This window comes from Erythrobacter sp. WG (genome assembly GCF_026586795.1).
Lineage (GTDB): Bacteria > Pseudomonadota > Alphaproteobacteria > Sphingomonadales > Sphingomonadaceae > Erythrobacter.
This window is the reverse complement of record NZ_JAPFGY010000005.1, coordinates 1-12,725: the sequence shown is the minus strand read 5'-3', so window position 1 is coordinate 12,725 and position 12,725 is coordinate 1. Positions and strand designations below refer to the sequence as shown.

Below are 12,725 nucleotides of genomic sequence, written 5' to 3'. Positions count from 1 at the left end.
ATCAATCTCGACTGCCAGAGGAGACCGCCATGTCCATCGTTCGGGGCCGCATGACCGACAGCCATTCCGGCCCCCTGGTCGTGTTTCTGATCGGTATGCGCATCAACCACTTTCGCAAGGTCGGCAAGTGGTTCCCGGTGTTCCGGGCGATGGGGCCGATGCTGCGCGAGCTCTCTGCCCAGCCCGACAGCGGGTTCATCGGCAGTGAATTTGCGCTCGTCAGCCCGCGCCAACTCCTGCTGCTGCAATACTGGCGCAGCTTCGAGGCGCTCGAAAGCTACGCCCGCGCGCGCGACGCGCAGCATTGGCCGGCCTGGACGGCCTTCAACCGCCGGATCGGCGACGATGGCACTGTGGGTATCTACCACGAGACTTACGTGGTCGCAGGCGGTGCGCACGAGACCGTCTATGCCAATATGCCGGCTTTCGGGCTTGGCAGGTTCACCGGACTGGTTCCAGCGACCGGCTCGCGCAATGCGGCACGGGGACGGATGCGAGGTTCGGGCGGCGACGTCGAAGAGGCCTGAGGGAAAGAAGGAGCCGGGCGACCCGCCGCAATCCACCTGGGCTGCTGCCTTCCGGCCCTGACCCGGTGAGCGGACGCAAACGTCCACCCGACTCCCGGCCGCCCATATGGCGCTGGCGGCGCGAATCGTCAACTCAGCGGAAATTGTCGGCGTAGGCCTGGAGCTTGAGCCGCTTCGGCGGCGTCGGGATCACGCGCGCGAGGATGCCGTATTTCTCGGCATAGGCGCGGGCCGCATCCCTGTCCGGGAAGGTGAGGCGCACCTGCGACTGCGTGTCGCCCGTGCCCGTCCATCCCATCAGCGGGTCGGCGAAGCGCGCCTCGGATTGCTCGAATTCGAGCACCCACTCGTCGGTGTGCGCCTTGCCGGACTGCATCGTGTGCTTGGGCTTCTGGTAGATACGTGCGCTCATCTTTGTTTTCGGTCCTCGCTCATGCGACCTGAAGGTCGCGTCGCTGCGGGCGGCCATTCGGCCTTGCGGGCCGCTGCCGCGTCCCGATGTGCCCCGCGCCTTAGATCACGAATCGCTGCGGTTGAAGGCGTTTTTGGTCTTGAGGCTGGGCTTTTCGAGCCACGGCTGATCGGGCCAGCGGTGCTTGGGGTAGCGGCCCTTCATGTCCTTCATCACGTCAGCCCAACTGCCCCGCCAGAAGCCGGGCAGGTAGCGGGTGGACTGCACCGGACGCCCGCCCGGGCTTGTGAGCTTGAGCAGCAGCGGCACCCGTCCGATCATCGGCTGCGCGTCCAGCCCGAACAGCGCCTGCACCCGCACCTCCACGCTCGGCGCGTCGTCGCCGGCGTAGTCGATGGCATGGCGGATGTCGGCGGGCGAGGTGAAGTGGGTGGGCGCGGTCCGGTCGAGCGCCTGCCTTGCGTTCCAGTCGAGAAGACCGAGAGCGGCCTCGGCATAGCGGTAGGGCGGCAGGTCGAGATCGCGGCGCCCGGCGAGCAACGGGGTGAGCCATTCCTCCGCCCGCTCGCGCAGCGCCGCCGCCGACAGCGCGTTCACGCCAGCAAAGCGGGCGCGGGCGAGGAAGCCGGCGGGGAGGAGTTCCCCCAGCTTCTCCAGAGCCTTCTCCACGAGGATATCCACAACCAGGGCCGGATCGGGCGAAGGCTCCGGAATGCTCGCCAGCACGATCGCGCCGAGCCGCCGTTCGCGGCGCGCCTCGACGCGGTTCTTTTCGCTATTCCAGCGGGTTGTAACCCGTTGCTGAAGCGCCTCGGCAAAGAGCGCCGGGATGCGCTCGGCAGCGATTTCGGCCCCGGCGGTGATGCGTGCGCCCTTGGCCTGGCCCTGCGCATCGCCGATCACGATCCACTCCGCGCGCGCCAGTGGCGAGGCAGGATCAAGGATGTAGCCCCTGCCCCCGGCGCTCAGCCAATTTTCGCCGGAGGGATCGCGGCGACGGGCGACGAAATCGGGCCGCGCCAGCGCGAGCGCCTCGGCAGCATCTGTTGCGGGGCTTTGCCCGAGCACGCCGGCAAGCTTGCCCGCCTGTCCCGCCCAGCCTTGGGCGATCCGGCCCGCCGACACAGCCCGCGGGGCACGGTCGCCGCGCCAACGGGTGAGACGCTGGGCAAGGTCTTCGCCGCGCCCGCCCAGCCCGCGCTCCTGCAACAGCATCACCAGCCGCGCCGTATCCTCCACCACCCCGGCGGCGGCACCGTGGAGCACGGCGGCGGCCTGATCGGGGGCCATCGGCAGGCTGGCGATGGCTTCGCCCAGCGGGGTGATCCGGCCCTCCGCCAGCGCGCCCAAGGCCTCCAGCGCCGCCCTCGCCGCAGCGACCGAGGCCTCGGGAGGCGGGTCGAGCCACGGCAACGCTGCCGGATTGGTCGTCCCCCACTTGGCGAGGCGCAGCAGCATCGGGGCGAGATCGGCCTGGAGGATTTCGGCAGGCGTAAACTCCGGTCGGCCCGCGTGCCCCGCCTCCTCCCACAGACGATAGGCGACCCCCGGGCCCTGCCTCGCCGCACGCCCTGCCCGCTGCGCTGCCGAGGCTTGGCTGGCGCGCCGGGTGACGAGATGGGTGGTGCCCGCCGCGCGGTCGAATTCGGCGAGGCGCGCAAGGCCGCTATCGACCACCACGCTCACCCCGTCGAGGGTCAGCGAGGTCTCGGCGATCGCGGTGGCGAGCACGATCCGGCGGCGGCCCTCGGGGTCGCGGCGGATGGCGGCGCGCTGGGCGGCGGGCTCGACCTGGCCGTGAAGCGCATGAAGCGGCACCCCCACAAGGCGCGGCTCCAGTCGCTCGCGCACCCGCTCGATCTCGCGCACACCCGGGAGGAAAGCGAGGATATCGCCCGTCTCGTCGCGCCATGCGGTCATCACCGCTGCGGCCATCCGGTCTTCGATCGCCTGCGAACCATCGCCGCCAAGCCACTTGATTGTCAGCGGGAAACTGCGGCCCTCGCTTGCGATCACCGGCGCGCCCTCACCCAGCAGCCGAGCAAAGCGGCCGCCATCAATGGTCGCCGACATGACCAGCACCCTCAGGTCCTCGCGCAGGACGGCGCGGGTCTCGAGCGCCAGCGCAAGGCCGAGGTCGCTGTCCAGCGCACGCTCGTGCGCCTCGTCGAACAGCAGCGCCGCAACGCCGGGCAGCTCCGGGTCCTCGACCAGCCGGTTCACCAGGATCGCCTCGGTGACGACGAGAATGCGCGTGCGCGCGGACACCTTGCTGTCGAGCCGAGTCATGTAGCCGACCGTCTCGCCCGGCTTCTCGCCCAGCATCTCGGCGATGCGCTCGGCAGCGGCGCGGGCGGCGACGCGGCGGGGGGAGGTGAGGATGATCTGGCCGCTGCACCACGGCTCGCCAAGCAGGTCCGGCGCGACCGCAGTGGTTTTTCCCGCGCCCGGCGGCGCGACCAGCACGGCCGCGCCCTCGCCTCCCAAGGCAGCACGAATTTCGGGGAGGACGGTGTGGATTGGGAGCTCGGCGGTCACCCGGTCCGGCTAGAATAAGGGGAGCCCTTCGACAAGCTCAGGGCGAACGGCGAAAGAGCCTAGTGCCCCCGAGCGACCGCGAACTGCGCAGCTTCGGCCATGGCCGCGCGCGCCTTGCCGTCGGGGAAGATCGAAATCGCGTCAATCGCCCGGTGCGCGAAATGGCGCGCACGCTCGCGCGTGTCGTGGAGCGCATTGTGCTTGCCGATCAGCGCAATGGCCTGGGCGAGGTCGGCGTCGCTGATGCGGTGGCCGAGGATTGCGTCCTTCCAGAACCGGCGCTCCTCCTCGTTGCCGCGGGCATAGGCGAGGATCACCGGCAGGGTCATCTTGCCCTCCCGGAAATCGTCGCCCTGGTCCTTGCCCATTTCCGCGGCGTCGGAATCGTAGTCGATCGCGTCGTCGACCAGCTGGAAGGCGACGCCGAGATTGCGCCCATAGGCTTCGAGCGCGCGTTCCTGCTCCTCGGAGCATTCGGCAACCACTGCGGCGATCTGGCTGGCGGCGGCGAAGAGCGCCGCGGTCTTGGCGCCGATGATGTGAAGGTATTGCTCCTCGCTGGTCGCGATCTGGCGCTGCGCGGAGAGCTGCGAGACCTCACCTTCCGCGATGATCGCGCTCGCACGGCTGAGGATCGAGAGGACGCGCAAGGAGCCGTCCTCGGTCATCAGCTCGAAGGCGCGGCTGAACAGGAAGTCGCCGACGAGCACTGTCGCGGGGTTGCCGAAAATGATGTTGGCCGCCGCCTTGCCGCGCCGCAGTTCGCTGCCGTCGACCACGTCGTCGTGCAGAAGCGTAGCGGTGTGGATGAACTCGACCGCCGCGGCGAGCTTGTGGTGGCGGGTGCCCTTGTAGCCGACCAGCTCCGCGCCCGCGAGGGTCAGCATCGGCCGCAGCCGTTTGCCGCCGCCAGAGATGAGGTGTCCGGCGAGGCGCGGGATCAGCGGGATCTCGCTCTGCATTCGCGCGAGGATCACCGTGTTGACGGAGTTCATGCCCGCCGCGGTCAGCGACAGCATCGGATCGAGGGTCGGCCGGCTGCGGGGCAGAGGAACGATGTCGGCGCTCATCGACAACGGCCTTAGGGCGGCCCGCGCGTGCTTGGCAAGCGCAGATTTGGTGCTAGTTTCGCAGCCGATGCCGCATGATCCGCAAGCTCCAGCCGCGCCCGATCCGGTGCTCGCCGCCTTCCGCAAAAGCATCGACAACATCGATGCGGCGCTGATCCACATCCTTGCCGAGCGCTTCCGGATCACCCAGGCGGTGGGCGAATACAAGGCCAAGGCCACGCTTCCGCCCGCCGATCCCGACCGCGAGGCACATCAGATCGCGCGGCTCAGGAAGCTATCGGAAGAGGCCGATCTCGACCCGGAATTCTCCGAGAAGTTCCTGCGCTTCATCATCGACGAGGTGATCCGCCACCACGAGCGCGCGCAGGCCGGCTAGGCCCCGTCACCTGTCAGTCCGCCGTGGTGTTCTCTGGCGGACCAGCAGGCGGCGGCGACGACGGCGGCTGATCGCGGCGCGCCTCGATCCTTTGGCCGCGTTCACGAAGGATTTGTCGCTGAGCGCGCGTCAGGCGTATGGTCTCGCCGCTATACAGCGTAGCGGAGCTGCCCTGGCGGGACCTTATGATCGTCGGATCGAGGCACGTCGCATCGCGACCGAACCTCGTGGCACATTGCGGGCCGATACCCGTCCGGTCGATGACCGGCTCGCCAAGAGGATTGCTGAAGACCGTCCGCTGGCCTTCCAGCGGGTCGGGAGCGGCACAGCCGGCAAGCGCGAAAACCGTGATGATGATCCAACTGCTTCTGGCGATCACCGATGAGCTCCCTGAGCGACTTGGCCTAGGATGCACCGTGGCACCTTGAACCGCCTGTGAACGGCAAACCTCAGTCCGCTCGCGGCAGGCGCAGTTCAACCAGCAGCCCGCCCAAATCCTCACTCTCGCCCAGCGACACGCTGCCGCCGTAAATCTCCGCCACGTCGCGCACGATGGCAAGGCCGAGCCCGGTGCCCGGCTTGTCGGTGTCGAGCCTTACGCCGCGGTCGAAGATCCGGGTGCGCTCGGCCTTGGGAATGCCGGTGCCGTCGTCCTCGACCCAGATGAGGCACATCCTGGGATCGCGCGGCCCCTCCGCCTCGTCGGGATCGATGGTCACGAACACCGAGCCCCCGCCATATTTCGCCGCGTTCTCGATGAGGTTGCCGAGCAACTCGTCGAGATCCTGCCGCTCGAGCGAGACGGTGGCCGCCTTGTCGCCTGCGATATCGAGCCGCCCGTGCGGGTAAAGCCGCTCGACCGCACGCCTGACCGCCTCGGCGCTCGCCATGACATTGGTGCGCGCATGGCCCACCGCACGGCGCCCGACGGCGCGGGCGCGAGCAAGGTGGTGGTCGACATGGCGCTGCATGGTGCGGGTCTCGCGCATCACGGCATCGCCAAGGTCAGGCGCGCGGGCGGTGGCGGCGTTGGTAAGGACGGTGAGCGGCGTCTTCAGGGCATGGGCGAGGTTCCCGGCGTGCCGCCGCGCCTCCTCGGCCTGGCGCTCGGAATGTTCGAGCAGCGCGTTCAGCTCCTCGACCAGCGGCTGCACCTCGAGCGGGAGCGGGTCGGTGATGCGGTTCGCCCCCGTGGTGCGCAGCTTCTGGATCGCCGCGCGCACCCGGCGCAGCGGTTGCAGGCCGTAGCGGATCTGGAGCAACGCCATCACCAGCAACCCGAGGCCGAGCACCGCGAAGCTCCAGATCAGGATCAGCCGCACGCGTCCGATCTGCGCGTCCATCTGCTCGGTGGCGCTCGCCACGGCGAAGGTCCAGCGGGTCTCGCTGCCCGGCAGGATCACGGTCCGCTCGGCAATCCTGAGCGGCTCGCCCCGGAACTGGTCGGAATCGTAGAAATGCACCTCGCTGTCGAACGTCTTGCCCGTGGTCCGGGGTCCGCGCAGCGTGAGCGTCCGGTCCCACAGGCTGCGCGAGGGCCACGGCTCGTAATCGCCGCCGCTGATCTGCCAGTAAAGCCCGCTGCCGGGCTCGAGGAACCGCTGGTCGCCGAGCGTGCGGTAGAAATAGACCTCCCCGCTCGCGTCGATCTCGGCCGAGGCGATCATCGCGGTGAGGATATAGTCGAGCTGTTCGTCGAAGTTGGCCTCGACCTGCGTGGTCAGCGTGCGTTCGAGCGCGATGCCGCCGCCGAGCAGCAGGACGAAGATCCATCCCGCCGCAATCAGCCCCATCCGCCGCGCGAGGCTGGCGCGGGGCCTCGGCCGCGTCGGCGTCACGCCCCCGGGCGCGGCGGCGCCTTCGTCGGCAGGCAAGTCCGCCGACGCTTTGCCGCCTGCCGCTGGCGCCTCAGGCGCGCGGCTGGTCGGCGGGGTCGTCGAGGCTGTAACCGAGGCCACGGATAGTGGTGATGACGTCCGCGCCGAGCTTCTTTCGAATGCGCGTGACGAAGACTTCGATGGTGTTGGAATCGCGGTCGAAATCCTGATCGTAAATGTGCTCGATCAATTCGGTGCGGCTCACCACCTTGCCCTTGTGGTGCATGAGGTAGGAGAGCAGCTTGTATTCCTGCGCGGTCAGCTTGACCGGCTCGCCCCCCAGCGTCACCCGGCCCGAGCGCGTATCCAGCCGCACGTCGCCGGCGGTGAGTTCCGAGGAGGTGTTCCCGCTCGCGCGGCGGATCAGGGCGCGCAGGCGGGCGATCAGCTCCTCGGTCTGGAACGGCTTTGCGAGATAATCGTCCGCGCCCGCATCGAGCCCGGCGACCTTGTCGGACCAGCTGTCGCGCGCGGTCAGCACCAGCACCGGGAAGGTCCGCCCCTCGCGCCGCCACATCCCCAGGACGGTGAGCCCATCGATCTCGGGCAAGCCGAGGTCGAGCACGACCGCGTCATAGGCTTCGGTCGAGCCCATGAAGTGCCCGTCCTCCCCATCGGTCGACAGGTCGACCGCATATCCCTGCTGCTCGAGCGTCGCCTTGAGCTGCGCGCCGAGGGTCGGTTCGTCTTCGACGATCAGAATGCGCATTGTCCACCATTTGCAAAGGTTGTCTTGGCCTGCGGCTTGCGCGCTCGCCGCGCGCGCGTCAAGCAATCGCCGGGCGCTTGTGCCCCCGCCAAATCCTTTCGAGGATGCATCAATGCAGTGCCCTCAGCGCGAGCGGCCGATGATCCGGCCGGTCCGGGCGTCGACATCGACATAGGTGACACGCCCCTCCCTGATGAACTTGAGGCGATAGGCCCGGGCGGTGGAATCATAGGCAAAGCCGAGATATTCGGCATCGCGCATCATCGGCAGGATGCGCGCCTCGATCTCTCCCGAGCGCATGATGTTCCCGGCCTCGGCCTCGCGCCGCGCCTCGCCCTGTTCGCCGCGCGCCTGCGCGTCCTGCGCGGCGGCAGGGGAAGCCCCCACGGAGAGCAGGGCCAAGGGCAGAAGCATCAGGGGGCGCAAGCTTTTCATGATGTGCCCATGCCTAGCGGCAGCCCATTGAACAAGCCGTGAATGGGCTACTTCGCGCCCCCTCCGGTGAGCTCGTAGGTGATCGTCACGGTCACCCCGGTCGAGACCATGCCCGGTTCGACCGGTGCCGCAGCGGCAGCGACGGCCTCTGCCGAAACGTTGCGCGCTTTCATGTCGTAGGGCATCGGCCCGCCGGTCATGCTTTCGCTGAGCGCCAGCACCCGGGTCCCTGAATAGCCGAGCATTTTCGCATAGGCCTGAGCCTGGGCGTTCGCGCGCGCCACCGCCCGCGCGCGCGCCTGATCCTTGGCCGCAGTGTCGTCCGCCACGCCGAAGCTCGGTCCGTTGAGATCGTTCGCCCCGGCAGCGACCAGCGCGTCGAGCACCCGCCCGGTATCGTCGATCTTGCGCAAGGTGACGCTCACCCGGTTCGACGCCTGATAGCCGCGGAAGACTTGGCGCTGGGTGGACTGATCGTAGTCGTAGCGCGCGTTGAGGTTGATGCCGGTGGTCTGGATGTCCTTGGCCGCGATCCCCAGAGCCTTGATGCGCGCGATAACCTTCTGCATCTCCGTGGAATTCTGCCGCAGCGCCTCGCTTGCGGTGGGCGCCTCGCTGGTGACGCCGGCACCGATAGTCGCAAGGTCCGGCGCGACCTCAATCGTCTCGAAGACGCTCAGCTCGACCACGGGACCGCCGGCGGGGGCAACGGTGACCTGCGGCGCGGCCGCGAGGGTGGCGGGCGCGATTAGGGCAGCGGCGGCAAGGGCGAAAGCGGGCTTGGTCATGGAATCGTCCTCCGTTTGCCGCCCGCATGGGGCCGGCGAGCTTTCGCGCGACTGAACCGCGCGACCCTTGCCGCCCCGCGCCGCAGCCCCTAGGTGCGCGGGCCATGGCACAGCCTCCCATCTTCTCCTTCGAGGGCCTCGCCCTGCAGCAGGGCGGGCGCTGGCTGTTTGGCGGGCCGACGCCCACCACCGGCGCGGCGCCGATCGACCTCCACGTGCTTCCCGGCGACCGCCTCGCGCTGATCGGTCGGAACGGCGCGGGCAAGACGACGCTGCTGAGGCTCATCACCGGCAGGATCGAGGCGGACCGCGGGCAGCGCCGGATCAAGCCGGGGACGCGCATCGTTTTCCTCGAACAGGACCCTGATTTCACGCCCTTTTCCACTCTCATGGAGTTCGCCGTCGGCGGCGCGGATGCGCCGGCCGCGCACGAGGTCGAGGCGATTGCCGGACAGCTCGGCATCGACATGAGCCGCCCCGCGGCGACCGCCAGCGGGGGCGAGCGACGGCGCGCGGCGATCGCCCGGGCGCTGGCGCAGGAGCCGGATCTGATCCTTCTCGACGAGCCGACCAACCACCTCGATCTGGCCGCGATCGACTGGCTGGAGGATTGGCTGTCGCGCTACCGCGGCGCGTTCATCACCATTTCCCACGACCGCACCTTCCTCACCCGCCTGACGCGGGCGACGCTGTGGCTCGACCGGGGGACGTTGAGGCGCAAGGAGATCGGCTTCGGCGGTTACGAGGCGTGGGAAGAGCAGGTCTATGCCGAGGAGGCCCGCGCAGCCGAACGCCTTGATGCTAAACTGAAAATCGAGGCCCACTGGCTGGAGCGCGGGGTCACCGCAAGGCGCAAGCGCAACCAGGGCCGCCTCGAGAAACTCCACCAGATGCGCGCCGTCCGGGCGGCGATGATTTCGGGCGCCGGGACGGCCAAGCTCAAGCTTGCCTCGGACGACGACTTCAAGTCCAAGTCGGTGATCGTCGCCGAAAACATTTCAAAGAGTTACGGCGAGCGCGCAGTGATCAAGCCGTTCTCCCTCAGAATCCAGAACGGCGACCGCATCGGGATCGTCGGCGCGAACGGCGCGGGCAAGACCACGCTGTTGAAATTGCTCACCAAAGAGCTTGAACCCGACACCGGCTCGGTCACCCACGCCCGCACGCTCTCGGGCGTCATGATCGACCAGCAGCGCAAGATCCTCGAACCCCAGGCCACCGTCCGCCAGATCCTTGCGCAAGGGGGCGACTGGATCGACGTGCGCGGGGTGAGGAAGCACGTCCAGGCCTATCTCAAGGATTTCCTATTCGATCCCGGCCTCGTCGACACCAAAGTCGGCATCCTCTCGGGCGGCGAACGCTCGCGCCTGCTGCTCGCCCGCGAGTTCGCGCGCACCGCCAATCTCCTCGTGCTCGACGAGCCGACCAACGACCTCGACCTCGAAACGCTTGATCTTCTTCAGGAAGTCATCGCCGATTTCGACGGGACCGTGCTGATCGTCAGCCACGACCGCGACTTCCTCGACCGCACGGTGACGCTCACCCTCGGCCTCGACGGGTCGGGCAAGGTGGATATTGTTGCCGGCGGATACGCCGATTGGGAAGCCCGGCGTAAGGCACCCCTGGCGGGGGTCAAGCAGGGGTCTGGCGGGGGTCGAAGGGGCAGCGAAGGGGGGTCTGAGGGGGGGCACAGGCCCGTTCCAACAAAGCCGCCTGCCAATTCCAAACTCTCCTACAAGGACCAGCGCGATTACGAGATCCTGCCCCAGCGCATCGAGGAGCTCGAAGCCGCGATCGCGAAGGGCGAGGCGCTGCTGGGCGACCCCGAACTCTACGCCAAGGACCCGCAAAGGTTCGCTACCATCAGCCAGGGGATCGCCAATGCCCGCGCCGAGAAGGACGCGGCCGAGGAGCGCTGGCTGATGCTCGCGGAAATGGTCGAGGGGTGAGCGCCCCGGCACCGGGGCACGACACCATCGAAGCGCTGCGGCGACAGATCGCCGCCTGCACCCTGTGCGCGGCGCATCTGCCGCTGGGCCCTCGCCCCATAGCGCGCTTTTCGGCGACGAGCCGCATCCTCATCATCGGGCAGGCGCCGGGGACAAAGGTCCACGCGAGCGGCGTGGCGTGGGACGACGACAGCGGCGACCGGTTGCGCGACTGGCTGGGGCTCGACAAGTCCACCTTCTACGACGCGCGCAATGTCGCCCAGATGCCGATGGGCTTCTGCTACCCCGGCAAGGCGAGCGGGGGCGATCTCCCGCCGCGCAAGGAATGCGCGCCACGGTGGCACGATGCGGTGCTGGAGGTTCTGCCTGCCGACCGCCTCACGCTCCTCGTCGGCATCCACGCGCAGGGCCGCTACCTGCCGCACCTCAAGCGCCTTTCGCTTGCCGAGCGAGTCAGCCGCTTCGGCGAGGACCTGCCCTTCGTCGCCCTGCCCCACCCCGCGTGGCGCTCGCGGCTGTTCATGGCGAAGCACCCGTGGTTCGCAGCTGACATCCTTCCGCCGCTGCGCGCGATGATTGCCGAGCGGCTCAGGTGATGCGGTAGAACTCCGCCACCCGGTCGAGCGCGATCCGCAGCACCAGCTTGCCGGAGCGCGCCGGCCAGCCGAGGGTCTTCTCCGCTTGCGGAAGCGGCTCGCCGGCGCAAACCACGCGCCACAGGATGTCCTCGAGGCCCTTGCCCGCCGCGCGGATCGCCCCGTCGAAGCGCTGGCGGGCGGCCACCTGCCGCTCGCCGGGCGCAAGGCCGCGCTCGCCGGTGGTCTTCACCCGCACCGGGTCCCAGCGCATCGTCACGCTCGCGGAAAGCTGCGCGCGCTCGTAATCGCGCAGCAAGGCCTCGCCCGCGTCGCGCAGCCGGTCGGTAAGGTGCCCGCGGGCGTGGAGCCAGGTCAGCGGGCTTTCGGCAAGGTTGACCGTGACGGTCCGCGTGGGGCGCCGTTCGCCCGGCCGCACCCGGGTGCGGCGCGGGCCTTCGGGGGTGAGTTCGCGTTCGACGAGGTGGCGTTCCATGGGGTTCCTCCGCTTGTGGACGGCAGGACTTGCCAAGCGCGCACATCTGTAGGAAAGAACAAACCAATCCGGTTATCCAATCCGCGAGGACCCGTGAACCGCATCCGCGACATCCGCAAGGCCAAGGGCCTCACCCTCGCCGATCTCGCTGCTGCCTGTGCGCCGCCGACGACGGCGCAGACCATCGGCCGGCTCGAGACCGGCACGCGCCAGCTCTCGCTCACCTGGATGAACCGCATCGCCGCCGCGCTCGGCGTAGAGCCCGCCGCGCTGATGCGGGCAGAGGCGAGCGCGCCCGCACGGATCGTCGCCGAGTTGGGGCCGAGCGGGCCCGAGGCGCTCGCCGCCCCGCGCGAGGCGCTGCTCCCCAGCGCGCTCGCCCGCGAGGACGAGGCGGCGCCGGTCGTCCTCTCGGTCACCGCCAGCATCGGCGAATACCGGCCGGGCGATCTCGTCTGGCTGAGAACGCTCGATCCCGCAGACGGCACGGCCACGCTCGCCCGCGCGATCAACCGCGACTGCCTCGTGCCCCGCCCCGGCGGGCGCTTCGCCTTCGGTCGGCTGATCGAGGGGCAGGAGAGCAAGGTCCGCCTGCTGCCGCCCGGCGCCGGGCAGAAACAGGTGGTGGTAGACCGGCCGGCGTGGATCGCGGTCGCCTTCATGCTGGTCAGGGCGCTTTAGGGTGCGACCTGCTAGGACACCCGCGTGAAACACGTCCTCGTCCTCTCGACGCTTTACCCCAACCCGGTCAATCCGCGGTTCGGCACCTTCGTCGCGCGCTCGGTCGAGGCGCTGGCGAAGCGGGGCGACTGGCGGGTGACGGTGGTCAACCCGATCGGCCTGCCGCCGCTGGCGCTCGGCCGCTACCGCCCGCTCGCGGCGCTGCCGGAGCGCGCCGAGGAGGGCGGCGTGGCCATCTACCGCCCGCGCTTCACCCTGATCCCGCGGGTCGGCGCGCGGCGCAATGCGGGCG

General features: G+C 69.1%; 14 protein-coding genes, 1 other RNA gene and 1 pseudogene. 6 read left to right on the top strand and 10 right to left on the bottom strand.

What is annotated here, in order from left to right; all coding sequences use genetic code 11:
• The first annotated feature begins 29 nt into the window (after positions 1 to 29).
• The gene (locus OPU67_RS03735; RefSeq protein ID WP_267617676.1) at positions 30 to 527 is read left to right on the top strand and encodes a DUF4188 domain-containing protein; all 498 of its coding nucleotides are present in this window, start codon (positions 30 to 32) and stop codon (positions 525 to 527) included.
• A gap of 3 nt (positions 528 to 530) precedes the next feature.
• Here OPU67_RS03735 and ffs read toward each other — a convergent pair.
• The 4 genes from ffs to OPU67_RS03715 all read right to left on the bottom strand — a co-directional run bounded on the left by ffs (position 531) and on the right by OPU67_RS03715 (position 4,547).
• An RNA gene (gene ffs / locus OPU67_RS03730) (signal recognition particle sRNA small type) lies at positions 531 to 625 on the bottom strand.
• A gap of 35 nt (positions 626 to 660) precedes the next feature.
• Entirely contained in the window at positions 661 to 939 is a 279-nt protein-coding gene (locus OPU67_RS03725) for an ETC complex I subunit (RefSeq protein ID WP_267617675.1), read from the bottom strand.
• 105 nt (positions 940 to 1,044) lie between these two features.
• Positions 1,045 to 3,477 carry an ATP-dependent helicase HrpB gene (gene hrpB / locus OPU67_RS03720; protein ID WP_267617673.1) on the bottom strand — a complete coding sequence of 811 codons (2,433 nt, stop codon included), beginning with the start codon at positions 3,475 to 3,477 and terminating at the stop codon, positions 1,045 to 1,047.
• A gap of 59 nt (positions 3,478 to 3,536) precedes the next feature.
• The gene (locus OPU67_RS03715; protein WP_267617671.1) at positions 3,537 to 4,547 is read right to left on the bottom strand and encodes a polyprenyl synthetase family protein; all 1,011 of its coding nucleotides are present in this window, start codon (positions 4,545 to 4,547) and stop codon (positions 3,537 to 3,539) included.
• 67 nt (positions 4,548 to 4,614) lie between these two features.
• On the opposite strand from OPU67_RS03715, the gene OPU67_RS03710 reads away from it, so the two are divergent.
• The gene (locus OPU67_RS03710) at positions 4,615 to 4,923 is read left to right on the top strand and encodes a chorismate mutase (RefSeq protein ID WP_267617669.1); all 309 of its coding nucleotides are present in this window, start codon (positions 4,615 to 4,617) and stop codon (positions 4,921 to 4,923) included.
• Between the two features lie 13 nt (positions 4,924 to 4,936).
• Here the strand turns inward: OPU67_RS03710 and OPU67_RS03705 are convergent, their stop codons facing one another.
• From OPU67_RS03705 to OPU67_RS03685, 5 genes are all read right to left on the bottom strand, one after another.
• Positions 4,937 to 5,302, bottom strand: coding sequence for a hypothetical protein (locus OPU67_RS03705; protein WP_267617667.1), 366 nt, complete (start codon positions 5,300 to 5,302; stop codon positions 4,937 to 4,939).
• Positions 5,303 to 5,372: 70 nt separating this feature from the next.
• Complete coding sequence (locus tag OPU67_RS03700; protein ID WP_267617845.1) at positions 5,373 to 6,716, bottom strand: sensor histidine kinase; 1,344 nt, start codon at positions 6,714 to 6,716, stop codon at positions 5,373 to 5,375.
• Positions 6,717 to 6,831: 115 nt separating this feature from the next.
• Positions 6,832 to 7,509 (bottom strand): response regulator transcription factor, encoded by a 678-nt coding sequence (locus OPU67_RS03695; protein ID WP_267617666.1) that lies wholly within the window; start codon positions 7,507 to 7,509, stop codon positions 6,832 to 6,834.
• Between the two features lie 123 nt (positions 7,510 to 7,632).
• Positions 7,633 to 7,896, bottom strand: coding sequence for a hypothetical protein (locus tag OPU67_RS03690; RefSeq protein ID WP_324255334.1), 264 nt, complete (start codon positions 7,894 to 7,896; stop codon positions 7,633 to 7,635).
• A gap of 95 nt (positions 7,897 to 7,991) precedes the next feature.
• Positions 7,992 to 8,732 carry an SIMPL domain-containing protein gene (locus OPU67_RS03685; protein WP_267617665.1) on the bottom strand — a complete coding sequence of 247 codons (741 nt, stop codon included), beginning with the start codon at positions 8,730 to 8,732 and terminating at the stop codon, positions 7,992 to 7,994.
• A 104-nt stretch (positions 8,733 to 8,836) separates the two neighbouring features.
• Here OPU67_RS03685 and OPU67_RS03680 point away from each other — a divergent pair, with 104 nt between their 5' ends.
• Positions 8,837 to 10,681, top strand: coding sequence for an ABC-F family ATP-binding cassette domain-containing protein (locus OPU67_RS03680; RefSeq protein ID WP_267617663.1), 1,845 nt, complete (start codon positions 8,837 to 8,839; stop codon positions 10,679 to 10,681).
• Complete coding sequence (locus OPU67_RS03675) at positions 10,678 to 11,277, top strand: uracil-DNA glycosylase family protein (protein ID WP_267617661.1); 600 nt, start codon at positions 10,678 to 10,680, stop codon at positions 11,275 to 11,277. Before OPU67_RS03680 ends, OPU67_RS03675 begins: the two co-directional genes overlap by 4 nt.
• On the opposite strand, the gene OPU67_RS03670 is transcribed toward OPU67_RS03675, so the two are convergent.
• The gene (locus OPU67_RS03670; protein WP_267617660.1) at positions 11,270 to 11,752 is read right to left on the bottom strand and encodes a DUF6456 domain-containing protein; all 483 of its coding nucleotides are present in this window, start codon (positions 11,750 to 11,752) and stop codon (positions 11,270 to 11,272) included. The genes OPU67_RS03675 and OPU67_RS03670 overlap by 8 nt on opposite strands.
• 93 nt (positions 11,753 to 11,845) lie before the next feature.
• Here OPU67_RS03670 and OPU67_RS03665 point away from each other — a divergent pair, with 93 nt between their 5' ends.
• Together OPU67_RS03665 and OPU67_RS03660 are read left to right on the top strand one after the other, a co-directional pair.
• A complete protein-coding gene (locus OPU67_RS03665; protein WP_267617657.1) occupies positions 11,846 to 12,433 on the top strand; it encodes a helix-turn-helix domain-containing protein in 588 nt (195 codons plus the stop codon).
• Between the two features lie 24 nt (positions 12,434 to 12,457).
• A pseudogene (locus OPU67_RS03660) lies at positions 12,458 to 12,725 on the top strand (glycosyltransferase family 4 protein); the annotation flags it as partial.